Annotated in this window: 19 protein-coding genes; 12 read left to right on the top strand and 7 right to left on the bottom strand. The window is 63.6% G+C overall.

Translation table 11 applies throughout. The annotated features are described in order from the left end of the window. Nucleotides 1-444 precede the first annotated feature (444 nt). From AADZ78_RS17320 to AADZ78_RS17305, 4 genes are all read right to left on the bottom strand, one after another. Complete coding sequence (locus tag AADZ78_RS17320; protein ID WP_139829098.1) at nucleotides 445-657, bottom strand: hypothetical protein; 213 nt, start codon at nucleotides 655-657, stop codon at nucleotides 445-447. Nucleotides 658-731: 74 nt separating this feature from the next. After that, entirely contained in the window at nucleotides 732-3,719 is a 2,988-nt protein-coding gene (locus AADZ78_RS17315; protein WP_264033203.1) for a protein kinase domain-containing protein, read from the bottom strand. 117 nt (nucleotides 3,720-3,836) lie between these two features. After that, a complete protein-coding gene (locus tag AADZ78_RS17310; RefSeq protein ID WP_085253446.1) occupies nucleotides 3,837-4,955 on the bottom strand; it encodes a BTAD domain-containing putative transcriptional regulator in 1,119 nt (372 codons plus the stop codon). Nucleotides 4,956-5,111: 156 nt separating this feature from the next. Continuing rightward, nucleotides 5,112-6,089: a LysR family transcriptional regulator gene (locus AADZ78_RS17305; RefSeq protein ID WP_085253445.1), complete on the bottom strand. Its 978-nt coding sequence runs from the start codon at nucleotides 6,087-6,089 to the stop codon at nucleotides 5,112-5,114. Between the two features lie 427 nt (nucleotides 6,090-6,516). Between AADZ78_RS17305 and AADZ78_RS17300 the strand changes: the two genes are divergently transcribed. Next, on the top strand, nucleotides 6,517-8,772 hold the full coding sequence (locus tag AADZ78_RS17300) for a protein kinase domain-containing protein (RefSeq protein ID WP_085253444.1): 2,256 nt from the start codon (nucleotides 6,517-6,519) through the stop codon (nucleotides 8,770-8,772). Between the two features lie 93 nt (nucleotides 8,773-8,865). On the opposite strand, the gene AADZ78_RS17295 is transcribed toward AADZ78_RS17300, so the two are convergent. After that, nucleotides 8,866-10,584, bottom strand: coding sequence for a CocE/NonD family hydrolase (locus tag AADZ78_RS17295; RefSeq protein ID WP_085253443.1), 1,719 nt, complete (start codon nucleotides 10,582-10,584; stop codon nucleotides 8,866-8,868). An 88-nt stretch (nucleotides 10,585-10,672) separates the two neighbouring features. Here AADZ78_RS17295 and AADZ78_RS17290 point away from each other — a divergent pair, with 88 nt between their 5' ends. The 9 genes from AADZ78_RS17290 to AADZ78_RS17250 all read left to right on the top strand — a co-directional run bounded on the left by AADZ78_RS17290 (nucleotide 10,673) and on the right by AADZ78_RS17250 (nucleotide 19,142). After that, nucleotides 10,673-11,296 carry a TetR/AcrR family transcriptional regulator gene (locus tag AADZ78_RS17290; RefSeq protein ID WP_204079436.1) on the top strand — a complete coding sequence of 208 codons (624 nt, stop codon included), beginning with the start codon at nucleotides 10,673-10,675 and terminating at the stop codon, nucleotides 11,294-11,296. Between the two features lie 186 nt (nucleotides 11,297-11,482). Beyond that, a complete protein-coding gene (locus tag AADZ78_RS17285) occupies nucleotides 11,483-11,755 on the top strand; it encodes a hypothetical protein (protein WP_085253441.1) in 273 nt (90 codons plus the stop codon). 115 nt (nucleotides 11,756-11,870) lie between these two features. Further along, nucleotides 11,871-12,803 carry an SAM-dependent methyltransferase gene (locus AADZ78_RS17280; protein ID WP_085253440.1) on the top strand — a complete coding sequence of 311 codons (933 nt, stop codon included), beginning with the start codon at nucleotides 11,871-11,873 and terminating at the stop codon, nucleotides 12,801-12,803. Beyond that, nucleotides 12,800-13,435 (top strand): class I SAM-dependent methyltransferase, encoded by a 636-nt coding sequence (locus AADZ78_RS17275; protein WP_085253439.1) that lies wholly within the window; start codon nucleotides 12,800-12,802, stop codon nucleotides 13,433-13,435. Before AADZ78_RS17280 ends, AADZ78_RS17275 begins: the two co-directional genes overlap by 4 nt. A 521-nt stretch (nucleotides 13,436-13,956) precedes the next feature. Continuing rightward, nucleotides 13,957-14,874, top strand: coding sequence for an amidohydrolase family protein (locus tag AADZ78_RS17270; protein ID WP_085253438.1), 918 nt, complete (start codon nucleotides 13,957-13,959; stop codon nucleotides 14,872-14,874). A gap of 83 nt (nucleotides 14,875-14,957) precedes the next feature. After that, the gene (htpG, locus tag AADZ78_RS17265; protein WP_085253437.1) at nucleotides 14,958-16,892 is read left to right on the top strand and encodes a molecular chaperone HtpG; all 1,935 of its coding nucleotides are present in this window, start codon (nucleotides 14,958-14,960) and stop codon (nucleotides 16,890-16,892) included. A 168-nt stretch (nucleotides 16,893-17,060) separates the two neighbouring features. Then, nucleotides 17,061-17,540 (top strand): STAS domain-containing protein, encoded by a 480-nt coding sequence (locus AADZ78_RS17260; protein WP_085253436.1) that lies wholly within the window; start codon nucleotides 17,061-17,063, stop codon nucleotides 17,538-17,540. Between the two features lie 156 nt (nucleotides 17,541-17,696). Beyond that, nucleotides 17,697-18,257, top strand: a complete 561-nt coding sequence (locus tag AADZ78_RS17255) for a hemerythrin domain-containing protein (protein ID WP_085253435.1) — start codon at nucleotides 17,697-17,699, stop codon at nucleotides 18,255-18,257. A gap of 108 nt (nucleotides 18,258-18,365) precedes the next feature. Beyond that, nucleotides 18,366-19,142 carry an SDR family oxidoreductase gene (locus AADZ78_RS17250; protein ID WP_204081800.1) on the top strand — a complete coding sequence of 259 codons (777 nt, stop codon included), beginning with the start codon at nucleotides 18,366-18,368 and terminating at the stop codon, nucleotides 19,140-19,142. A gap of 50 nt (nucleotides 19,143-19,192) precedes the next feature. Here the strand turns inward: AADZ78_RS17250 and AADZ78_RS17245 are convergent, their stop codons facing one another. Beyond that, entirely contained in the window at nucleotides 19,193-19,642 is a 450-nt protein-coding gene (locus AADZ78_RS17245; RefSeq protein ID WP_139829096.1) for a hypothetical protein, read from the bottom strand. A 125-nt stretch (nucleotides 19,643-19,767) separates the two neighbouring features. Between AADZ78_RS17245 and AADZ78_RS17240 the strand changes: the two genes are divergently transcribed. Further along, on the top strand, nucleotides 19,768-22,197 hold the full coding sequence (locus AADZ78_RS17240) for an adenylate/guanylate cyclase domain-containing protein (protein WP_085253432.1): 2,430 nt from the start codon (nucleotides 19,768-19,770) through the stop codon (nucleotides 22,195-22,197). An 84-nt stretch (nucleotides 22,198-22,281) separates the two neighbouring features. On the opposite strand, the gene AADZ78_RS17235 is transcribed toward AADZ78_RS17240, so the two are convergent. Next, nucleotides 22,282-23,721: an ISNCY family transposase gene (locus AADZ78_RS17235; protein WP_085251832.1), complete on the bottom strand. Its 1,440-nt coding sequence runs from the start codon at nucleotides 23,719-23,721 to the stop codon at nucleotides 22,282-22,284. Between the two features lie 103 nt (nucleotides 23,722-23,824). On the opposite strand from AADZ78_RS17235, the gene AADZ78_RS17230 reads away from it, so the two are divergent. Continuing rightward, nucleotides 23,825-24,577, top strand: a complete 753-nt coding sequence (locus AADZ78_RS17230) for a hypothetical protein (RefSeq protein WP_085249967.1) — start codon at nucleotides 23,825-23,827, stop codon at nucleotides 24,575-24,577. Nucleotides 24,578-24,603 lie beyond the last annotated feature (26 nt).

Here is a 24,603-nt window from a genome sequence, read left to right as displayed (position 1 = left end):
GCACCATCCGGCGCACCCGCGACCACCGGCGCACCAGCCGGCACTGGAGCAACAGCCGGGACTGGAGCGCCAGCCGGCACTGGAGCGCCAGCCGGCACTGGGGCACCAGCCGGCACTGGGGCACCCGCCGGCACTGGGGCACCAGCCGGCACTGGGGCACCCGCCGGCACTGGAGCGCCCGCCGGTACCGATGCGCCAGCCGGTACTGCGGCTGGGGCTGGAGCCACAACCGGCGGACCAGGCAGGACCATCGGCGCTAATGGCGCTGCGACCACGGGCGCCGCAACCCCCGCCATCTGCTCGATGCACGTGGGGCCAAGCGCACTCATTTGCTCGATGCACGCGGGGCCGCCCGTTGGCAGGGGGGCGGCTGTCGCGCCCGGGCTCAGCGCCAACGCGGCTCCGCACAGCCCAGCACTGGCAAGTACGGTCATGTTGCAGCGATCAAACATGTTCAAGCGGCACTCCCTGGTATCCGTGCTCATGAAGCACTTCGGCATTCAAACGGGCGCGGCGGAACTGTATCGCTGTCCGGAAGGCTTTCTCTAGAAGAGGGACTGAATTGGTTGCAGAACCGATACCGACCACGGGCGCGTCGTAACCATGTCTTTTCCAAAACGATGAACTGAGGATGGTTTTGACGTTCTGGCGGTTCACCGAAACCACCTCGCTGCGTTGACCCCAACGAATTTGCCGCCGCACCGTGCCGATGCGCTTGCACCAGACCAGTTTCAGCTATGCGGCTGCGGCGCTACGCCATACGAGTCCAGGACCAAGGCGACCGCCTCGTCGAAATTCAGCGCGGCCCCCTCAGCCCAAGCGGCTGCGAACCCCTCCGCGCCTAGCTCTTGGCGAGCCTGCTTGTCGCACTGGACATGACAGTTGATCAGATCGGGAACGTACAGCAGTGGGCTCCCAATAGCTCGGCTCTGCGCGTCGGCGGCCGCCATCAAGACGGCGGCATGCCGCCAGTCGTGACGCGAGCTGGCCGTCCACGCCAAGGATTCCAGGCACTGCGCCCCGTTGAAAGGATCGCCGACAAACTGCGAGAGGCGAAGTCCCTCAATAAGGACGGGTTCTGCGCGCTGGGGATCTCCGCGTAGCCAGTGCCCCATACCCACCGACACCAGTGCCCGTGACTGGTAGATCGACTCCCCGTGAGATCTGGAGAACTCCAATGCCGTTTCAAAGCAACTCACCGCTTGGGCCACATCGCCCGACGCCGCCAAGACCCAGCCCAGGTAGTACAACGACGCCCACCGCACCTCGGGTTCGACGACTCCCGCCAAAGCCCCCCGGATGCACTCCGCCGCTCGCTCGATCTCACCCATTTGCACGGCAATGTAGCCCTCCATGCAGTCAATCGTGGCGTTTAGTTCTGCGTCGTCCATCGTCTCCAGGTGATCGCGGGCCTCCGCGACTCGAGCGCAGGACTCCGCGAGATCGCCTTGTACAAAGGCGATGAACGCGACGTCACCCAGGGCGTGGATGCGGAGGGGGCTCGGTTGATCCGATGTCGCGTCCAACGCTGACTTGAGCCAGCGGCGTGCTTCGCCGAGCATCCCGGTATTGAGCCAGATTGGGCGCATGGCCACTGCCATGTCTAACGCGGTAACTGAGTCATGGTCGAGGGCGAATTGCAGCGCTTCCCGGATATTCGCCATCTCCCGTATCAGCCGCTCCGACCAGTACAGCTGACCGTGGCCGAACCATTGTGGTCGGGCTTGTGTGACGAGTTGGTGGTACCAGCGGGTATGTCGGGCGCGTAGCCGGTGTTGTTCGCTTTGGGTGAGGTGCGTTTTGGCGTAGTCGCGCAGGGTTTCCAAAAGTCGAAAGCGCACCTGGTCGCGCTGTTGGGTGCGAATAAGGATGGATTTCTCGACCAGCGCGCCCAGCAGGTCGGGGAGGAAGTCTTCGGCGGGTAAGTCGCCGGCACACAGATATTGCGCGGCGGGCAAATCGAAGCTTTCGGCGAATACTGCAAACGCAGCCCAGAGTTGTTGTTCGGTGTGGGTGCAGAGTTGGTAGCTCCAGTCGATGCAGTCGGCGAGGGTTTTGTGTCGGGTGGGGGCGCCGCGGTGGCCTCGGGTGAGCAGGGTGTAACGGTCGGTGAGTCCGTCGGCGATTTGTTGGGCCGACATGGCGCGCATGCGGGCGGCGGCCAGCTCGATGGCCAGTGGTAGTCCCTCGACGCGGGTACAGATGCGGGCCACGGCGGCGGCGTTGTGGGTGGCCAACGTGAAGTCGGGGACCGCGGCGCGGGTGCGTTGCAGGAATAGTGCGACCCCAGGGTAGGCGGCCAGGTTGGCGAGGTTGGGGTCGGTGTTGGGGTCGGGGACGGCCAGCGGGGAGACCGTCATGATGGTTTCGGCGGCGTTGTCGAGGATCCCGCGGCTGGTCGCGAGGACGTGTACGCGTGGGCAGTGGCGGAGCGCCGTGTCGACGAATTTGGCTGCGTCGTCGATGAGGTGTTCGCAGTTGTCGAGTATGAGCAGTGTGTGGCGCTGGGTCAGGATTCCCATCAGCACGTCGTTGAGTGCTCGGCCGGGTTGATCACGTACTCCTAGCGCGGCGGCCACAGTTTCGGTCAGTAGCGCGCCGTTATGTAGCCCGGCCAGTTCGATCAGCCATACCCCGTCGGGGTAGTCGGTGCGCAGTTGGGTTGCGGCGTGGATGGCCAGGGTGGTTTTGCCGACGCCGCCGACACCGGTCAGGGTGACCAGCCGCGACCCTGCCAATAGCTTCTGTAGGTGGGCCACCTCGGTCTCGCGGCCTACCACCTCGCCGGGTAACGCGGGCAGATGACCCATCGTTGGGTGTGCTGCGGTGGCCGACGAGGTGGCGGGTCGCGCCGACCCGCCGGCGCCGTCGGGGTGGCGCAGTTGGGCTTGGTGTAGTTGTTCGCCCAGTTCGGCCGCCGATGGTCGCTCGGTGGCGTCGGGGGCCATCGCGGCGGCGATGATGGCGGCGACCTCGGTGGGGACGTTGTGCTCGCCGAGATCGGGCACCGGGTCACCGGTGATCGGCACGAACTGGGCTACGACTTGCTCATCGTGGCGGCGCTGAACGGCGGCATGGCCGGTCAGGGCGGCGAACAGCGTGGCGCCCAGCCCGTAGACGTCGGAGGCTTCGTGGGGTTGGGCACCGTCGACTAGCTCTGGGGCAGTGAAAGCCGGCGTGCCGGCAGACGCCTCCCTGGTGGTCTGGAACCCCCCACTGGTATGGGCGACCCCGAAGTCCGTCAACGCCGGCTCACCGTATTCGGTGAACAAAATGTTGGCCGGCTTCACATCGCGGTGCACCACCCCGGCCCGATGCGCGGCGGCCAACGCACCGGCCATCTTGGCTCCCACGGCCAACACCTCGTCGAGTCCCAAGGTGGCTTGCTCGGCGATGCGGTCTTGCCACGACCCCTGTGCACACAGCGGCATCACTAAAAACGGGCGCCCGCTGACCGTCTGACCCGCCTGCAACACCGCCACAATGTGGGGATGCCCGGTTAGGCGCGCCATCGCCTGCTGTTCAGCGGCAAACCGAGCCCGATCCTCGTCAGAGAGCGCGGTCAGCACCTTAACCGCCACCACCCGACCCAACCCCGCCTGCGCACAGCGATAAACCACCCCAAACCCGCCCCGGCCGATTTCTATGGCATCAACGAACCCCGCCGTGGCCAACTCCGCCACCACATCGACGGCCGGCGCGCGATCGCGGTCAACCATCATCAGCCCCTTGCGTCAGGCACAGAATGATAAACCGCAAACACCGTTCCGCGGCACTACCTGATTTTCGGTCTAATCGTGTCCCTATGGCGTGGGCGCTTGCCTCAGACCGCGGCACTACTCATTGGCGTCATTGGCGACGGGATCTCGGGCATCGGTTTCGAATACCAATTGGTGTTCGCTAATGCGAATCCGGTCGCCGTCAATCAGGACGGCGCTGGTGCGGATACGCCGGCCGGAAACGTAAACGCCGTTGACCGATCGCAAATCCACGACGACGAAACTCGAACCGGTATCGACGACCGCAGCGTGGTGACGGCTGACTTTGGGACCAGACAGGACGATGTCATTGTCGGGGCTGCGCCCGATGCGGGTAGTGGTGGCGACCAGTGCATACCTTCGCTGGTCTGCGTCACGTAGCGAGGGGCCGTGAGCGGCGCCCGCCGGCGCCGCCGAGTGCTGCGAGAGCGTGCCGATGGTGTCATCAGCGCTCGATTGGGCGGCAAACCGGACGTCAAGCGACTGCTGGCGAAGAATTCGCTCGTGTAGCGCACGCACCATCGGACCGGGGTAGACGCCGAGGTCATCGGCGAGCATGTCCCTCAGTCTGTTATAGGCGTCAAGCGCATCGGATTGACGATCGGCCAGATAGTACGCGGTCATCAGCTGTACCCATAGCGGTTCCCGGTATGGGTTGTCAGTGGTGAGTGTCTCGAGATCGCTTATCACGGAATAGTGCCGGCCGCAGGCGATTTCAACTTCGGCGCGAGCGGTCTGCGTCACGACCTTTTCCTCGGCCAGTCCCTTGGCAAAGGCGTCGACGAAGGTGAAGTCGCGCAAGTCATCGAGCACTGGACCGCGCCACTCAGCAAGCGCGGCCGAGAAGTGGCCGCTAGCCTGCTCGAACCGCCCATCCGCGGCGGCTCGTATACCGGCGTTCTTTTCGGTCACAAATCGGCCGAGGTCATAGTGGCTGTCAAGAACCGCCAGCCGATACCCCGGCGGGGCGTTGGCTAAGACGGCGCGGGGTTCCAGGTCCGCGCCGGCCATGAGATGGCGCAAATTTGACACATATGCGTAAAGCGTGGCTCGCGCCCCGGAGGGAGTTTTCTGCTCCCATACCGCGTCGATCAATGTATCGACCGCGACCGGCCGGTTGCGATTAATCAGCAGCGTGGCCAGCACCGCACGTTGCTTAGGAGTTCCGACCGGTACAACCGCGCCGTTGACGCTCATCTCCAACGGTCCGAGAACACCGAACCGGAGATTTTCTCGCGTCGTCAATCCGGTAGCCCGACGTTTTGGAGGAGTGTTCGCACCTCCCTATTGTGGGGCTCAATTGTGAGAGCGCCGCAGGCTTTTCGCGGTCAAAACGCGAGATCCTATGCGTCCCTACAGATCGACATCTTGCAGAACCCTATGAACACACTCCTGCTTCCTCCACAAGTGCCTGCTCACGTCGAATCGGGCATGGTCCAAGCCAAATCCTGGCAGTCCGGCGGATGCGATCGCGGTGTCACGGAAGGCGGCGGCGGAGGGAGGTAGATACCTATTGCTCATCCACCCGACTGCGATGACTCTGACCAGTTCGTGGTCGTCGACGGCGATCTCGACGATGTCGGGCGATGGCGTGGCTGCCCGGGGCAGCACGCCTATTCCCAACTGCGCCGAGACCAGCCCACGCAATGTCGCGACATCGCTGCCCTCGAAGGCGATCGTGGGCGTGAAGCCATAACGTGTGCAGGCGTCGTCAAAAATCCTGCGCAGGGCGTGATCACGATCCGGGACCACGAAGGGTTGGTCGGCGAGTTCGTCAAAGCCGAGCAGCTTCCGGTTGGCCAGCGGATGCTCGCGGTCGACAACTGCGCACAACGGTTGGCTGAACAGCTTGTGCCACTTGACGGCCGCCGACTCGTCGGATGCCATTGGGTAGCTGAGGCATACGTCAACGACGCCATTAGCCAGATCAACCATCAGCTCGGGCCCGGTGCGCTGGCGCAGTTCGAAACGCGCGGCCGGATGGCGGTCACGATGACGGCGGATCAGCCGGGGCACGGTGGCCACGCCCAACGAAGTAAGGAATCCCAGGGTTACGGTCCCGTGGTCGACGCCTGCGAGTTGGCGTACGGCGTCGACGGCGGCGTCGAGGCTGCGCTGAGCCTTAAGACTCGCCCGCAAAAAGACCTGCCCGAAACGGTTAAGTTCATTGGACCGGCCACACCGGGTGAACAGTTCAACGCCAATCTCGGACTCGATAATGGCGATGGCCCGGCTGACTGCTGATTGGGACACCACAAGTTTCTCTGCGGCATCGCGGAGCGTGCCCAGCTCGGCAACCGCTTGGAAGTAACGCAATTGGTAGAGCTCCATTGCAAATCACCGCACTTTCGCGAAAACGCAGAAGCTTGTTTTCGCCCTGATTCGAGATGCCGCTGTATGGCTCGCCAAGCGATGAGGACGATACGGCCGGGCACCCGCCCGACAACCGCGCCAAGAACGTGGGTCGGTAAAGCCATCGTGCGTTTTGGGTCCGACGTGCATGGCATCACCATCGGGCGGCGACCTTTATAAATCCTTAATGGCTGCGCCTACATGTCCCGATAGCCGGGGCACGCAGTTGAACAATGCAGCTGCCGCCGACCAACCTGTATTGCTCGCAAGGCGGTCTCATCAGTGACAAAATGTAGCCCGATGCTCATGCCAAAACCTCCGTTGAGCTGGTCCGCTGGTCGTCGTACCAGGCAATGCGCGCAGGTACAGTTCGCCAGGCCAATTCGATGGTTCCCGGGGCTACGCGATGGAGTATGACCCGGCTGACACGGAGGCCGAAACCGCCGCAGGTGACGGTGTCCACGGTGGCATCCCTGCCGAATTGGCCGCGCTGGGGTTCGACGGGGCGATTGAAGTTGGGCGCGGCGGGTTCGGCACGGTGTATCGCTGCTTGCAGAAGGCATTGGATCGGGTCGTAGCGGTCAAGGTGGTGACCGTCGAGCGCCTCGAGGATCAAGCGCGGTTTGTACGAGAACAGCAGGCGATGGCGAAACTAACTGCTCATCCCAACATTGTGGCGGTGTTGCAGGTAGGCCAAACCGCCACCGGCTTTCCATTCCTGGTGATGCCATTTTGCGGGTTTGGGTCTTGGCGAGAGCGGATTGCCAGTGCGGGGACCGTGGGTGTCGCTGACGTGTTGCGACTAGGGGTCAAAATCGCCGGTGCGTTGGAGTGCGCGCACCGGGCGGGGGTCGTACATCGTGATGTCAAGCCAGGCAACATCCTCACCACTGATTACGGTGAGCCGGCCTTGTCTGATTTCGGAATTGCGCGCACCGAGGGGGGGTTCAAGACCGCCCCAGGGGTATTCCATGGGTCTCCGGCATTTACCGCCCCTGAGCTATTCGCAGGTGCGCCACCCAATGCAGCGTCGGACGTGTACGGGCTGGGTGCGAGCCTATTCACAGGCTTAACCGGTCGTGCTGCCTTTGAACGACGGCACGGAGAAGATTTGCTAGCGCAGTTCGTACGCATTACCACCCAACCCCTGCCGGATCTTCGTGAACACGGCATCCCCGCCAACCTCGCGGCAATCATCGAGCAAGCGATGGCCCGTGATCCCGGTCAGCGGCCGTCGGCACTCGAATTGGGTCAACGCCTCCAGCAGGTCCAGGCCTGTCATGGCTTGGCCGTCGACGAGATGGTGCTACATGACGGTGAAGCCGTCGACAGGTCTCGATCGCACTTAGCGCACTCACCCGGATCGACGTTAGGGCGGGGACCGACCGCGGGGGGCGGGCTGCCCTCGCTTTCGAACAGCTTGGTGGGTCGTGAGGCCGAGCTTGGGCGGCTGCATGAGCTGCTGAGGTGCTCACGTTTGGTGACGGTTACGGGTACCGGTGGGGTTGGCAAGACCGCCCTGGCGATCCATGCCGCACGGCGGGAAAGAGTCGACTACCCCGATGGGGTGTGGCTAGTGCAGTTGGGCGACTTGCGCGACGGGTCGCGGGTGGTCGAGCAAGTAGTCGCAACGTTGGGCACGGGTGATCAGTCGGCGCGACCGCCGATCGAGTTGCTGGTCGAATTTCTGGGCCAGCGACGGGCGCTGATCGTATTGGATAACTGTGAACACGTCATCGACGATGCAGCCAACTTGGTTGAGACGTTGTTGCCGCGCTGCCCACGACTACACATCGTGGCGACCAGCCGCGAAGTTGTCGCAGTCGGCGGTGAAGCCGTGCTGGCGCTCTCACCATTGGCTGCGGCCAGCTCGAGTAGTGATTCCGGGCTGGAGGGCCTGGCTGCGTCTGACGCGGTGACCTTATTTGTTCAGTTGGCCCGCGCTGAGGTGCCGGAGTTTGAGCTCACCGACGACAACGCTGCCACCGTGGCACGCATCTGCGCGCGCCTAGACGGTCTCCCGCTGGCGATCGAGCTGGCGGCTGTGCGGCTTCGGACCATGTCACTTGAGCAAATCGGCGACGAACTCCCCGACCAGTACGCGTTGCTGAGTCACGGCCACGGCAATCCCGACACCCGCAAGCAATCCCTCAAGCGCTGCATCGAGTGGAGCTACGACCTGTGCAGTGAATCCGAACAACAACTATGGGCGCGGCTATCGGTATTCGGAGGCAGCTTCGACCCGTCGGCAGCGCATTACGTCAGCGGCGAGGATCTACCCGCTAGCGAATTCCTGGACCTGCTGTGCGCATTGGTCGACAAGTCGATCTTGATCCGCGCCGACCACGACGGCGTAGTGTGCTTTCACCTCCTTCAGACGCTGCGGGCCTACGGACGCGGTTGCACCAGCGAAGCCGAGCGCGTGCGATTGGGCCGCCGCCACGCAAATTGGTATCACCAACTGCTCACGGAAGCCGCGATCCACCGGCTTGGCCCCCGACAGGATCAGTGGGTGCAGCGCCTCACACGCGAACGTCCCAACATCCGGGAAGCGCTGCGATTCAGCTCGGTCGACTGCCCGGCAATGGCGATGGAGATGGAATCCTTTCTGCGCCAGTTCGGGATCTACGACGCAATGCTCAGCGAAGGCTGCTATTGCTGAGGCCAACGCAGGTGCCGCCGGTGGTGCTGGCGGTGGCGGCCAGGCCACCGGTCTTGGCGGGATCTCGCCGCTTTTGGCGCCCAGCATTAACGCTTAAAGCCCAGGATTCACACCCGATCGAGCCGGCCGCGATGGCGGGATCTCGGGCACCCGCAGCCGTGCGGGCCGGTCGGGTCCCCAGCGCAAGGTGCATCGTGCGCGCGGCGACTTCACATACGAGGCGGGAAAGGAGCCGTATAGCGGGTTGCGGGGTGCAAGCCATCGGCCCGCGATGAGGAGGCGGATGCGGTCGCCAGCATGAAAGGCGGTGGCCGACGGGCCTAGGGCAACCTCCACCTGGACGATTTCACCGGGTGATAGGGGTTGGCGCCGCTGGAAAGTATGTACCGGTTCGTACGCCGTGGATTGCTCGGTATCGATTTCGCGTAGCGACGCGCGTTGCCATCCCGTCGTGACCCGGTCCCGGCCAAAGCCGTAGGAGCCCTCGAACGAAACCCATTGCTTACCAACCCATTTCTCCACGCCCACGAACAGTTCGACATCGTCGGCGCCGTCGACCGACACCCAGAGCGATACGCTCATCGGGCCGGTGAGTTCGAGGTCACGGGGCACGGGAAAGGTGAACGCCGCGGCTCGCCGACGGGTGTGGAAGGTGACTGATCCGTCGACTATCGCTGGCGCGGTTCCGAGCATCCCGTTGTCGGCCAGGTAGAGATTGCGCCAACGGATGTCTTTGGGTGGCCATTGCTGCTCGGTACGGACCTCGGCGATGACGTCGCGCCGCTCGCGCACCTCGAGCCGGACCGGTGGGGGTTTGGGCACGTCCAGGTGTTTGACGTAGCGATCAAAGAACGCGAGCTGAGCCCGGCGGGCGTCGTCGCTGTAGAACGTCGCCCATTTCCCGCCGCGGTGGGTGTAGATGAATTTGTCTGTCGAGCCGACCTTTTCAAAGGCGCGGAAGGAGCCGCGGCTGTGCAGGTTGTTATCCGAGAAACTCCCGCAGACGAGCATAGGGACTTCGATGCTGGCAAGATCTGGCACCAGGGATCGCCACCAATGATCTCGCAACGGGTGCGCTTTGCGTTTAACACCAATGTCTTCGGTGGTACGCATGCCCCGTTTGACGCCGGCCTGCCAGATCCGCGAGAAGCCGTTCTCGACGATTCCGCCCGGGTTGAACAGGTCCCGGTAGGCATCGGTGAAGCCCTCCCAAGGACAGATCGCCTTGAGGCTGGGTGGGTGCAGCGCGGCGGCCTTGAACTGTGACATCGCCAGATAGGACACCCCCAGCATTCCGACGCTGCCGTTGGACCACGGCTGCGCACCGGCCCACTCGATGAGGTCGTAGACATCCCGGCCCTCTTGATCGGACATCAATGCGCCGGCACCGTCCGAGGTACCGGCGCCACGTAGATCGGCGTTGATGACAACGTATCCGTGCGCCAGCCACCAGACCGGGTCGGGCGCTTCCCAGCTGGTTTCGCTCGAGAATCCGAGCGGACCGGGCTGGCGGAAAATGCGAAATTGCGGGCTGATGCTCCACCGTCCGCGCCGGCGCTTGGGCAGCCTGTCTTTGCCGTACGGGTGCGCCGAAAGGATGACGGGAAACGGGCCCGCGCCCGGCGGGCGATAGACGTTGACCCGCAGCACTGCACCGTCGCGCACGCGCACGACGACATTTCGATCAACCAGGAGGTCGCCTGGGGCTGTCGACACGCGCACGGGTGGGCGAAGGGCGTGGCGAAGTCTGGCGACCGCGTACCGTGCGGCTCCGGCTCGCTTCCAGGGACGGTCGTGCATGGGGTATTGCATTGTCACGATTCCTCCTGGATACCCGCACTTGAGTGATACTAAATTGTATTAGAGTAGTATTCAATTGCGATAGGGTAAACTGCCGCTCGTGGGAGCTAAGCCACCACGGAACACGACCCGGTTACGCGAAGCGGGGGCGGCTTCGCGTGCGGAGACCCGACGGCTGCTGTTGGCGGCTGCCGCTGACGAGTTCGCTCGCGTCGGGTATGTCCCCGCGACGGTGAATCGGATCGCGGAGGGTGCCGGGGTCACCGTACAAACGCTTTACCTGGCGTGGGGTAGCAAACGGGCGTTGTTGCGTGCGTACCTGGAGAGCACGCTGGCGCCCGGCGCATCGCCGTCGGGAGAGCACTTCACTTCCCAGCTGCGTCCAGATACCCCGGCGGAAACGCTCGCACAGATTGCCAAACTGTTTTGTGGCGTGGCGCAACGCTCAGCGATTGCGTGGCGGGCTTACCGCGATGGAGCCGCCATCGACGGCGCCATCGCAGAAGAATGGCAACAGCTCCAGGCCCTGCGGCGGACGACATTTGAGGCGATGCTCGCCACGATTCCAGACGATGCGATACGGATTCCCCGACGCGATGCCGTCGATACCGCATGGGCCATCGCCAGCCCGGAATCCTACGAACTCATGGTGTCGGGCGCCAACTACACACTCGAGCGCTTCGAGGCCTGGATCGCGAGAACGCTTCGGGCGGCGATCCTCTAGAACAGCCTGGGTTGAACAACCCACTTGCAACCCGTCGGCGCCAGGTTGAAGACGCAGGTGTTGGTTCCGGTTACGTAGCGCGTGCGGTGGTCGGCTCGGGCGATTCTTGCGCCGGGTTCGCGGTGACCTGCTAGACAAGAAGTCTGATGGGTCGGTCGCTGGCCAGATGACACCTGGGAGGTGGGAATGAACCATTCCCTACGGCGTTGCGCAATCGCCGCGGTCGCTGTGGTGCTGGCGGGGCTACCGGTGACGGGTCTGGCAACGTCGGCGATCAGCCGGGCCGACGATGACTGCGCCCCGGGCTGGGTCTGGAGCCCAGACTTGAACGAATGCGTCTTCTTGCTTCCTGCCGCAAATGGACCCGGCGGACCCGGCGGGCCCGGTGGCCCTGGGGGACCGGGCGGCCCTGGGGGACCCGGTGGGCCTGGTGGGCCGGGTGGGCCGGGCCGCCACTAGGCGTCTGAGTCCCAGGATTTGCCGGCCTCTCGGTGATGCGCTTCACAACTACGCCCGACCGTCCATTTGTTAAACTGACTAAGTATTCCTTTCGGTTCAACATTGGAGGACATGCGTGCCTCGCAGAGACAACGACACCTGGGATTTAGCCACCAGCGTGGGAGCCACGGCAACCATGGTGGCCGCCGCCCGGGCGATCGCGACCAACGCCGAGAACCCTTTGATCAAAGACCAATTCGCCGAGCCACTGGTTCGTGCCGTCGGGGTGGACTTCTTCACCCGATGGGTCACCGGCGACCTGGTCGCCGCTGACGTCGACGACGACGAATCTGGCTGGAAGCTCGCGCACATGCCCGACGCGATGGCCGCCCGCACCCGCTTTTTCGACTCGTTCTTTGAAGGCGCGACGCGCGCCGGCATCCGTCAGGCCGTGATCCTGGCATCCGGTCTGGATGCCCGCGCCTACCGTTTGGTGTGGCCATCGGATATGACGGTGTTCGAGATTGACCAGCCGCAGGTGATCGCGTTCAAGACCACCACACTGCAAAAGCTAGGCGTCGCTCCGAAAGCCGAACTGCGCACGGTCGCCATCGATCTGCGGCAGAACTGGCCGCAAGCCTTAATCGACACCGGTTTCGACAAGAGCCGGCCTACCGCATGGATCGCCGAGGGCCTCTTGGGTTATCTGCCACCAGATGCTCAGGACCGGTTGATGGACAACATCACCGCGCTCAGCGCCGACGGCAGCCGACTGGCGGTCGAAGCTATCCCAGACAGGCCGCAGCAGGACACCGAGCGAGCACGGGAGGCGATGCGCAGATCCACCGCCAAGTGGCGCGAGCACGGCTTCGAGTTGGATTGGGAGGAACTCGGGTTCGACGGTGAGCGCAGCGACGTTGCCGCCTATCTGGAAGGCTTGGGTTGGCGGTCATTCGGTATGCCAATGAGTCAGCTATTGGCCGACTTCGGTCTCGGGTCGATTCCGCAAGCTCACGACTCGGTGTCGATGGCCGACACGATCTACTACACGTCGACATTGGGTAGATGAACGCACCGCAACGCCGTGGGCTCAACAACACGGTCACACGGCTGTGGAGCTTGCTATCCCCGGCATACAATCTGCCGCTCTTGCAGCACTGGGTTTATCGTCCGCCGCACGACGAGGTGATCGCGCAGTTGCGTGACCACAAATCCAGCAGGATCGCCGATATTGGTTGCGGCACAGGAATTCTCAGCGATCGGATCGGACAGGAGCTGCAACCTGAAGCGATCTATGGCGTCGACATGTCCGATGGCATGCTCAACCAGGCTCGCGCCAGGTCCACTCGGGTGCAGTGGATACGAGGCCCGGCCGAGCAGCTGCCCTTTGACGATGGGGCGCTCGACGCAGTCGTAACGACCTCGGCATTTCACTTTTTCGACCAGCCGGCGGCATTGCGCGAGTTCCATCGCGTGCTGGCATCCGGTGGGCTGGTGGCTGTCTCAGCCCTGAGCACGCGGCAGCCGCGGCTTCAGATACCCGCGGCCAATCGGTGGAAACCTCAGCACAACGCGTCACCGACCGAGATGCGGGAGTTGTTCGAAGGCGCCGGATTTACCGTGACCGATCAGCACCGAATCCGACGACCGGCGTGGACTTGGCTCATTTCCGATTTGATAACCATCGGGACCAAGAGCTGATGATTCCTAGCGCAGGTAGACGGTCCTGACGCGGCTGCGACCAGGTAGTCACGTTCGAGATCGGTGTGTGTGTGTGTGTGTGTGTCGAGGATCTGTTAGACCGGCACCCAGATCCCGCCGATCCAAACGCCCCAATGCTGAAAACCGTTGTCCCACATGGGGGGCTGCGGTGCCCAGGTCGGCTGTGGCGGGGGCGGCGGTACATCCTGCGGCGCATACTGCGGCGCGTATACCGGCCGCGGTGTGTACCATGCTGGCGGTGGCGGCGGCAGTTTGCACTCGTTGGTCACCGGATTCCATGACATGTTGGGTCGCATTGCGCCGAACTGACTCCCGCCGTCGCAACCGTCGCAGCCATCGACGCAAACATGACCGCGACGACGGCGGCCATACGGCGAACAGACCTCATGGCAGGCCTCTCCCAACGGGACGATCCCGACCGTGGCTGCGATCCAGCTTATGCTTTCCGGCAGGCTCGGTGAAGGATCAATGCATCGGCACAGCGCGACTTTGGAGAAGCGATGAGCGAACCCCGGGTGCCCGTCATCGACATGTGGGCACCGTTCGTACCGTCCGCCGAGATCATCGACGACTTGCAGGCCGGCTTTCCCCCCGAGCTGCTGTCCTACTTCGAGGTCTTTACCAGGACAAGCCTCACGGCCGAGCAGTTAAGCGACTACCTGGCGTCGCGGCGCTGCACCGACGATCAAATTCTGGACTCCCTCGATGCCGCCGGCATTACCCGCAGTCTGATCACTGGATTTGATGAAAAGTCCACGTGCGGTGTCACTTTCGTTAATAACGCCCCGGTGGCCGCCCTCGCGGCCCGCCATCCCGACCGGTTTCTACCTTTCGCCGGCGCCGACGTCATGGCCGGCAGTTCAGCGCTCGACGAGTTCGAGCGTTGGATTGTTGAGCACGGTTTCCGGGGGCTGAGCCTGCGACCGTTCATGATTGGACGGCCCGCAACCGACCCCGCCTACGACCCCTTCTACGCCAAGTGCGTCGAACTCGGTGTACCCCTTTCCATCCACACCTCCGCCAACTGGACTCGGACACGAACCAGTGATCTCGGCCATCCCCGACACATCGACGACGTAGCTTGTCGCTTCCCTGAGCTGACGATCCTGATGAGTCACGGCGGCTACCCGTGGGTGCTCGAGGCATGCCTGATCGCGTGGAAACACCCGAACGTCTACCTTGAATTGGCCGCGCATCGTCCCAAGTACTTCGCGTCCCCGGGCGCCGGGTGGGAACCGCTGATGCGCTTCGGGCCGACGACAATCCGCAACAAGATCATTTACGGCACCGGCGGGTTTCTCATCAACCGGCCCTACGCCCACCTGTGCGACGAGATGCGCGCGCTGCCGGTGGAGCGCGAAGTCCTGGAGGACTGGTTATGGGGAAACGCGACTCGTGTGCTTCAGCTTGACAAGTGAGGCGGTGGGGTGGCGGACCCCTTGCTGACTGGCGACCTGCGTTTCGCTAAATTCGAGACGCTTAAATCGTCGGAAGGAATCTCATGAGTGCTGGTGTGGAGCAGCTGGAGTTTCAGGCAGAGGCGCGTCAACTGCTGGATCTGATGGTTCACTCGGTCTACTCCAACAAGGATTCGTTCTTGCGGGAGTTGATCTCCAACGCTTCCGATGCCCTGGACAAGGTCAGGCTGGAGGCGCTGCGGAATAAGGATCTAGACGTCGATACCTCCGATTTGCACATCGAGATTGAGGTGGACAAAGATGCCCGCACGCTGACCATTCGCGACAACGGCATCGGTATGACCCGCGCCGAGGTTGTCGATCTGATCGGCACGTTGGCCAAGTCGGGTACCGCCGAGCTGCGTCAGCAGTTGCGTGAGGCCAAGAACGCCGCCGCCTCCGAGGAACTGATCGGCCAGTTCGGTATCGGTTTCTACTCGAGTTTCATGGTGGCCGACAAGGTCGAGCTGCTGACCCGCAAGGCCGGCGAGAGCGAAGCCACAAGGTGGGAATCCAGCGGCGAGGGCACCTACACGATCGAATCGGTCGAGGACGCTCCGCAGGGAACGTCGGTCACCTTGCACCTCAAGCCCGAGGACGCCGAGGACGACCTGCACGACTACACCGCGCAGTGGAAGATCAAGAGCCTGGTCAAGCAGTACTCCGACTTCATTGCCTTCCCGATTCGGATGCAGGTGGAGCGGCGTACCCCGCCGGCCGAAGAGGGCGGGGAGGAGGTCATCACCCTCGAAACCGAGACGTTGAACTCGATGAAGGCGCTGTGGGCGCGGCCCAAGGAGGAGGTGTCCGAGGAGGAGTACAAGGAGTTCTACAAGCACATCGGTCATGCCTGGGATGACCCGCTAGAGGTGATCTCGATGAAGGCCGAGGGCACCTTCGAGTACCAGGCCCTGCTGTTCATCCCGTCGCACGCCCCGTTCGACCTTTTCAACCGGGACGCCAAGATCGGGGTGCAGCTGTACGTCAAGCGGGTGTTCATCATGGGCGACTGCGACCAGCTTATGCCGGAGTATCTGCGCTTCGTCAAGGGCGTCGTCGACGCACAAGACCTGTCGCTCAACGTTTCTCGCGAAATCCTGCAGCAAGATCGTCAGATCAAGGCGATCCGTCGGCGGTTGACGAAGAAGGTTCTGACCACGATCAAGGATCTGCAGTCCGCGCGCCCCGAGGACTACCGCACCTTCTGGACCCAGTTCGGCAAGGTCGTCAAAGAGGGCCTGATGTCCGACTTCGATAACCAGGAGACCCTGCTGCAGATTTCCTCGTTCGCCTCCACCCACAGCGAGGAGGAGGCCACCACGCTGGCCGAGTACGTCGAGCGCATGAAAGCGGGCCAGACCCAGATTTTCTATGCCACCGGCGAGACGCGACAGCAAATCTTGAAGTCGCCGCACCTGGAGGCATTCAAAGCCAAGGGTTACGAGGTCGTGCTGCTCACCGACCCAATCGACGAGATCTGGGTGGGCTCGGTGACCGAGTTCGACGGCAAACCGCTGCAGTCCGTCGCCAAGGGCGAGGTGGACCTGGAATCCGAGGAGGACACATCCGAGGCCGAGCGCGAGGAGCAGCAGAAGGAGTTTGCCGACCTGCTGACCTGGCTAAAGGAGACGCTGAGTGATCACGTCAAGGAAGTGCGGTTGTCCACCCGGCTGACCGAGTCGCCGGCGTGTCTGATCACCGACGCCTTTGGGATGACACCAGCGCTGGCCCGCATCTACCGGGCTTCTGGGCAGGAGGTTCCGGTCGCCAAGCGGATCCTGGAAATCAATCCCAATCATCGGCTCGTTGCCGGCTTGCGCCAAGCGCACCAGGATAGCGCTGACGATACCCAAAAATCCCGGCTCGCTGAGACCGCCGAATTGCTTTACGGTACAGCGCTTCTGGCTGAAGGCGGGGTACTGGAAGATCCGGCAAGGTTCGCCGAACTGCTCGCCGACCGCCTGGCGCGAACCCTGTAACAGTCGGTCGGATGGGCGCTGCTCAGCGGTCGCCGTGCGGAAGCGCTGAGCGCGTTTCGCCAATTAACGAAGCCGCTTACCATTCCGAGATTTTCGCGCGCGTTCGGTGGCATTCGTCGCGGCCAGCAGGCGCAGCTGTAGGCGTAAGCTTTGCGCAGGTTGCAATCGATGACTGCTTCTCACGACGACACACCCCCACTGGGGCAATTTGAACATCCGCGTTCCCACGATGCGATTGACTGCGCTGGGGCCCGGGTGCAGGTGCACGACGGCAGCCTAGCCACCGTCCTGCGTGTCGATGGCGAGATAGACGCGTCCAACGCGAACCTGGTTACCCGAGAAATCGGGCGGATTTGGCGACTGGACACCCCGCTGATCGTCGATCTTGGCACTCTGGATTTTCTAGGCATTGCGGGCTTACGAGGACTGCTCGAACTCGAGGACGAAAATCAGCCGCAGCTCTTCGTGATCACCGGTCCCGCGCTGCAACGCCTGACACGTGTCATCAGCGACGCCGGCCTACCTATCGTCCATTCGGTTCCCGAGGCCGTTCGGCTCATCGAAGAGGCTCTCCAGGCAGGGCGTCGTCTTCCTCAGACACTCCCCGACAGCGAGCACCGCAGGACCAGACCCGGCCGGCGTGACTAGCCGTTTCGCGGGGCTGCGGACCGATCGGAATGCGGGTCGTGCCAACGCAATTCTGCGAACACGTTTGGCATCAGGGCCGGTCGGGTAGCCCGCTCCATGGCGCGCGCCAAAAACCTAGTCCGGCGCGCTGATATGTGACGATCAAGGGAGGACAACATGGCCCAGACCGCCATCCAGTCGCCCAATGACGTGGTCGACTTTCTGATAAGCCAGCACGAGCAGATCAAGTCGCTTTTCGCGAAGACGCTGTCGACGTCTGGCCAGCAACGAGAGCAGGCGTTCGTCGAACTTCGACGACTGCTCGCCATCCACGAAACAGTTGAAGAGGAAATCGTGCACCCTCGCGTCAAGCGAAAGGTCGCTGACGGCAAAGCGGTTGTCGAGAAACGGCTCGAAGAAGAGCATGAAGCCAAGACGGTTCTCAAAGATCTAGAAACGCTCGACGCCGATAGCGCGGCTTTCACCCAACAGCTCAAGGCGCTTCGCGATGCCGTTCTCTATCACGCTGAACATGAGGAAAGCGACGAATTCACAAAGCTGGCAGAGCATTTGAGCACTAGCGAACTCGAAACGATGGGTCGCGCTGCCAAGCTTGCCGAAGCAATCGCGCCGACCCGGCCGCACGCCGGGGTCGAATCCCAGGCGGCAAATCTGATCGCTGGTCCGTTCGCGGCGATGATGGATCGGGCTCGCGACGCCATCATCGGCAAAGGCTGAGTCCGGCAACCCTGGAGCGGCGACCCGAGCACCGCGTAGCCTCAAGCCGGGCGGATTGAAAGAGCGTGACGTGTCGCGTTCGGCTGGAGGGCGGATATGTCGAGAACGGTGGTCATCGGTGCCTCAAGTGGACTAGGGCGCTGTATTGGTGTCGGCCTTGCGCAGCGGGGGGCCCAGGTCGCGCTCCTGGCGCGTCGGCGGGAACGCATCGAGACGGCGGCAAAGGATGCGGGGCCGAGCGCGGTCGCCATCGAATGCGATGTCACTGACGAGGCATCGTGTCGATCGGCCATCAATTCCGCAGCCGACGCGCTCGGCGGCATCGACAACGTGATATACGCACCTGCCATAAGTCCACTTATCCCCATGGTCGACACCGATGCGGAAACCTGGCGGCGCGTCTTCGACACCAACGTGATAGGCGCTGCCCTGGCGACCGCGGCGTCAGTGCCGCACCTGAGAGCCTCCGGGGGAAAGGTGGTTTACCTTTCGTCCGACGCCGGCACCTTCGGGCCGCCGTGGCCGGGCCTAGGCGCTTACGGCGTCAGCAAAGCAGCGTTGGAGAGGCTTGTGGAAGCCTGGCGTGCCGAACACCCCGACATTGGCTTTACCTGCCTCATCGTCGGGGAGTGCGCGGGCGGCGAAGGGGACGCGCGAACGGGAATGAACATCGGGTGGGACCGCGAGCTGGCCATGAAGACCTACCCGCTTTGGGTGTCGCGAGGCTGCATGCCGGGCAAACTGATGCCCGTCGCGGACCTCGTCGAAGTGGTGCACACCATCCTTCGCACCGACGCGGCGACGTCGATGCCGGTCGTGATTGCCAGAGGCGCGCCGTCCACCGCGGAAGTCTTCGACGCTGCCAGCCCTTCGCCGAGCGTGTAACCACTGTCGAAACTCGCCGGATTTTCGCGCTGAGTGCACTTTCGACGAGGTTAGCTGCCCGGCCCGATCACGAAGCAGCGGCCGCTGCTTGTGTCGAGAAACACCTCTGACACCGCGGACTTATCGACGGCCGGAAACTCGAAGCGGTGGACCTGTTGGCCGGCTTCGATGCTGGCTTCCTGAGACTCGGTGGTGTCGTCCTTCTTGAGGACCACGGCCGTAACCTTTTCGGCCTTCGACATGTTTTGCGGCTCATGGAAATACCACACCTCGATCCCGGTGCCCGATGCCGTAGCCTGCCAGCCGTCGGAGTAGAAACACGGCGGATTACCGCCGGCGTCCGGGGGCGGTGGTGGACAGATCGACAATCCGACACACGGCGGCGTGGTGGTAGGAGTAGTCGATGGCGAAACATTCGTGCCGGGGGACGGCTGCTGCGGCGCCGCAATACCCAGGCAGCCCATCGCGATGCTGGCCGCAAACCCCATCGCCTTTAACATTCGAGTCCTCCCACCGCCTCGGTCGACGTGCGTCAGCGTAGCTTTTGCCCGATCCGCGGCATCAATGTATAGACCGAGCGTTGGACCAATGCCACGATACGAACGTGGACAGCGGTGTTGACGCAATGACGACGACAGAACTGTCCTGTTCGTCCTGCGGCAGTCCGGTGTCGGCAACAGCGAGGTTCTGCAGCCAGTGTGGTAGGCCGCGCACCCGGCAATCGGCCGAATACAAACAGGTGACCGTGCTGTTCGCTGATGTGGTGGGTTCTATGCACCTTGCTGCTCAGCTGGGGCCGGAGCGGCTGCGCGAGCTCATGACTGAGGTCTTCAACCGCTCGGCAACCGAGGTGCGGCGTTACGGCGGTACGGTCGACAAGTTCACCGGCGACGGGATCATGGCGGTGTTCGGAGCGCCGGTCGCGCTCGAAGACCATGCGTTGCGCGCTTGTCTTTCGGCGTTGCACATTCAAGACGAAATGCGCAGCTTGGCAACTGAGTTTGCGCGCAACGAGGGTAGCGCGCTGCGCTTGCGGATCGGACTCAGCTCGGGTCAGGTAATCGTCGGTGAAATCGGTTCTGGCTCCGCGGGTTACACCGCGATCGGCGAGCAGGTCGGAATGGCTCAACGCATGGAAGCGGCAGCTCCGCCGGGTGGCGTAATGGTCAGCGAATCCACCGCGGTCCTCGTCGAACATGCCGCTGATCTCGGCGAGCCCGAGCTAGTGCAGATCAAAGGCGCAAAAGCTCCGGTTCCGGTGCGCCAGCTGCTGGCGGTGCGCGGTGCGCGCCCAGAACCCAGGCGACGGGAGTCGACGCTGGTCGGCCGCACGTGGGAGCTCAACAGCCTGGGCGGGCTTCTTGAGCAATCCATCTGCGGCGTCGGTTGCGTGGCCGGGGTGGTCGGGCCGCCCGGCATCGGCAAGAGCCGCACGGTCGCCGAGGCGGTGCGGCTGGCAGCCGAGCGCAGCGTCGAGGTATTTACCACCTACTGCGAATCCCATACCCGCGACGTTCCTTTTCACGTGGTGGCCCGGCTATTGCGAACGGTGTTTGAAATCAACGATGTCGCGCCCGATGAGGCCCGGACGATGGTTCGTGCCCGCATCCCCGGCGCCAACCCGGAGGATCTGCTGCTGCTCGACGATCTCCTTGCAATAGGTGACCCAGCGGTTGCTTTGCCTTCCATCACCCCAGATGCGCGGCGGCGGCGGCTGGCGGCGCTGCTCAACGCTGCGGTCTTGGCTCGCACCAGCCCGGCGGTGTATGTGATCGAGGACGCGCACTGGATCGACGAGGCCAGCGAAGCCATGTTCGGCGAATTCGTCGCCGTTGTTCCCCAAACCCATTCGCTGGTCATGATTACCTATCGGCCCGAATACCAGGGCCTGCTGTCACGCTCGCCGGGTGGCCAGACCATCGCCCTGGCTCCGCTGAGCGCAGCACACACCCACGCACTCGTCGGTGAGCTACTGGGTGCACACCCATCGGTGGCCGGATTGATCGCACAGGTTACCGAACAAGCCGTCGGGAACCCGTTTTTCGCCGAAGAGATCACTCGGGACCTGGCCGGGCGGGGCGTACTCGACGGCGAACCGGGCCGGTATGAGTGCCGCGAGGCAACAGCTGCCATCACCCTGCCGAGCACGCTGCAGGCCACCATCGCTGCCCGCATCGACCGCCTGGAAAGCGACGCCAAACAGGTGTTGTATGCCGCGGCGATCATCGGGGCCCAGTTCACCCTCGACGTGCTCAACGCCGTACTGGGCGGCAGCAACAGTTTGGCGCCCGCTGTAGCTAGGCTGCTGCGGGCCGAACTCATCGATCAGGTGCGGTTCATCCCACACCCTGAATTCGCGTTTCGGCATCCGCTGGTCCGCACCGTGGCTTACGAGTCGCAACTGAAGGCTGAGCGGGCCGAAAAGCATCGGCGATTGGCCACCGTCATCGAAGATCGCGATCCTGGAGGCGCGGACCAGAACGCCGCCTTGATCGCCGAGCACCGCGAAGCCGCCGGAGATCTGGACGCGGCCTTCGGCTGGCACATGCGCGCTGGGGTGTGGTCCAAGCACCGCGACCTCATGTCGGCCCGGACGAGCTGGCAGCGTGCCCGCCAGGTCGCCGACCGGCTTCCCGGCGACCATCCGGCACGGGTCCGAATGCAAGTCCAGGCCCAAACCCTATTGTGCGCAACCGCATTCCTTGCCGGACGTGGCGCCAGCGAAACCGGCTTTGACGAACTGCGTGAGCTGTGTGCGCTGGCTGACGACCGGGTTTCGCTCGCCATCGGCATGTCCGGTGTCGTCATGGCGCTCGCATCAAGTGGACGCGCTCGCGACGCGGCAAAACTGGCCGGCGAATTCATCGAACTCGTTGATTCAATCGGAGACCCGACGCTCACGGTCGCTCTGTTCTACACGGGTACCTACGCCAAGATTGAGGCCGGCGAGGTCAGGGAAGCGCTGAGCTTGGCGCAGCGAGCCATCGAGCTGGCGGCAGGGGACCCCAGGAAAGGAAACCTGGTCTTTGGTTCACCACTAGCTACTTCGACCTGAAAAAGTGACGGCCCCTGAGTCTGCTGTTGGTGCGCGAATACCGCGTGACTGTGGAGGCAGAGATCCGTGCTTTGGGGCGTCGGGTCATGCTGCGAGGCCGCTGATCTTGACTAGGTTGTGGGCGAGGACGCCGTGTCCGGTCCAGATTCGGGTTCCTTCGGTGCCATCGATGGAGGAGCGGCTCCAACCGTAGTTTCGTTTGAGAGTGCTGATGCGGCCTTCGCTGCCGGTGCGCCACTTGATTGTTCGTCGGAAGGCTGGCCGGTGTTCCTCGGCTTGCCGAGCCTTGCCGGGTTTGCCTTTTCGCGGTATCACGACCGTACGTACACCGAGGTCGTGCAGGTCGTTTTCGACGCGTTCCTCGCCGTAGCCGCGGTCGGCGGTGACGGTGCCCGGGGTACGCCGGGCGCGTTTGGTGACCCGTTTGACCGCGGGCGCTAGTTGCGGCGCGTCGGGTGGATTGCCTTGCTCCACACGGTGGTCCAGGACGATGCCGTCGTCGTTGTCGACGATCTGGGCCTTGTGCCCGAACTCGACCGGCCGGCCCAGCCTGCCCTTGGCGATCGGGCGGGCATCGCCGTCGTGAAGGCTGACCCGCCGACTCGCCCCGTCCGGGATGTGCCCGGCGACGCGCTGCTGGGTCTGCGCCACGATCTGCCGCGTCGCTTCCAGCAGTTTGGCCAGGTCGTTGACCGCACGCACCAGCCGGCCACGTCGCCGGCCGGCTGCTGCATCATGCTCGCCGCGGGCGCGCAGGTCGGCAGCTTTGACCTGGGCCCGGCGCACCGCCCGCTTGGCGTTGACCAGTAGCCGCTCGGCCTCGCGCGCCGCGGTTTTGGCCAGCACAGCCAGCTCCCCGGTGCTGGTCAGCACCGCGGCCTTGGCCTCGTCGCGGCCCAGCGCGGCGCGAGAGCGCAGTTTCGACGCGATCGCGTGCGCGCGCTTGCCCGCCGCGCGGGAGCGGTCCCGCAGCTGGGTGCGCACCGCGCCCCCAGCGGCCTGGATCCGCTTGCCGATCCCGGCGATCCGGCGCGTCGCCTTGGCCAGCAGACTCGAATCGGTCGGATAGGCCACATTAGCCGGCACCACCGTGGTATCCACCCGAATCCGATTAGTACGCAACAACTTCGCCTCAGCCGCCTTGGCCAACAGCACCTCATTGAGCCCGTCGACCGCCGCACTGCCACACCGGGTGGTCAGCTTCATCAACGTGGTCGGATGCGGCACCGACCCATCCAGTCCGATCCGGCAGAACCGGCGCCAAGTGATCGAATCCGCGACTTCTCGGCACAGCGACTCATAGCCCAGCCGGTAACGGAACTTCAAGAACATCAACCGCAGATAGGTCTCCATCGGCGTGGACGGACGCCCGATCCGTGTATCGAAGAACGGCTCGAACGGGGCGAAGAACACCGGATCATCGAGCAGCCCATCGACCCGCGCCAACTCATCGGGCAACTTCAACAACTCCGCGGGAAGCACTGCCTCCCAAAGCGACACCTGATCGCCTACAGTACGAAACACGATGGCCTCAATCCCTTCCGCAACAAGGGCTTGAGGCCATCTTTCCTGTTCAGCACCATCAACCCGCGGATCAACGCGCCGACTTTTTCAGGTCGAAGTAGCTATGGCAACGGGCATAACGGGGGTCACCAAGATGTGCCTGGGCATGCCGGGCTGGCAAGCCGATGCGGACGCCGCGATCGCCATGGCCGCCCCGGTCGACTCCACGATCCACGTCATGACAATCATGTGGAAGTACGCATTGACCATCCCCTTCGGTGCCGTTGCTGCCGATGCGACAGCGTTGCAGACCACCGCAGACGCATTGTGGATCGCCGAGCAGACAGGTGACCAACTCGTCCTGGGATTCGCCCTGCTGGCGCACGGGTTCACGCAACTCCATCATGGCGGCGCCCACCGGGAAAAGGGCATCCAACTCCTGACCCAAGCCCGTGATTCCGCGGCGAGGCAGCGCTTTGTTGGTATAGCGATGTCAATCGTGGATCCCGAATTAGCCAGGGAGAAGGCTAGAAACGGAGATGTTGACGGCGCCATCGACCTAGCTCGCGCAGTCGTCGATCGAAGCTATTCGTCGGGTGAGATGCTGTGGCGCTGGTCGGCCGTCACGGTCTTAGTGGAAGTACTGCTGGCTCGCGGTAACGACGCCGACGTGCAAGAAGCCCAAGCCGCGATCGACCGGCTGGCGGCGGTGCCGACCGACGAAGGCTTCCTACTCCACGAACTGCCCCTGTTGCGCCTGCGCGGGTTGGTCGCAGGCGCGCGGGGCGACACGGCCGGCCACGACGAGTTCATGGCGCGGTTCCGCGCCAAAGCCGTTGCGGTCGGCTTCGAACCGCTCGCCGCTCGAGTCACCTAGCTTGGGCGCAGTCAGGCATAGCGGCC

The organism is Mycobacterium riyadhense, from assembly GCF_963853645.1.
GTDB classification, from domain to species: domain Bacteria; phylum Actinomycetota; class Actinomycetes; order Mycobacteriales; family Mycobacteriaceae; genus Mycobacterium; species Mycobacterium riyadhense.
The sequence above is the reverse complement of the archived record's forward strand: the minus strand, read 5'-3'. Positions and strand labels throughout refer to the sequence as shown.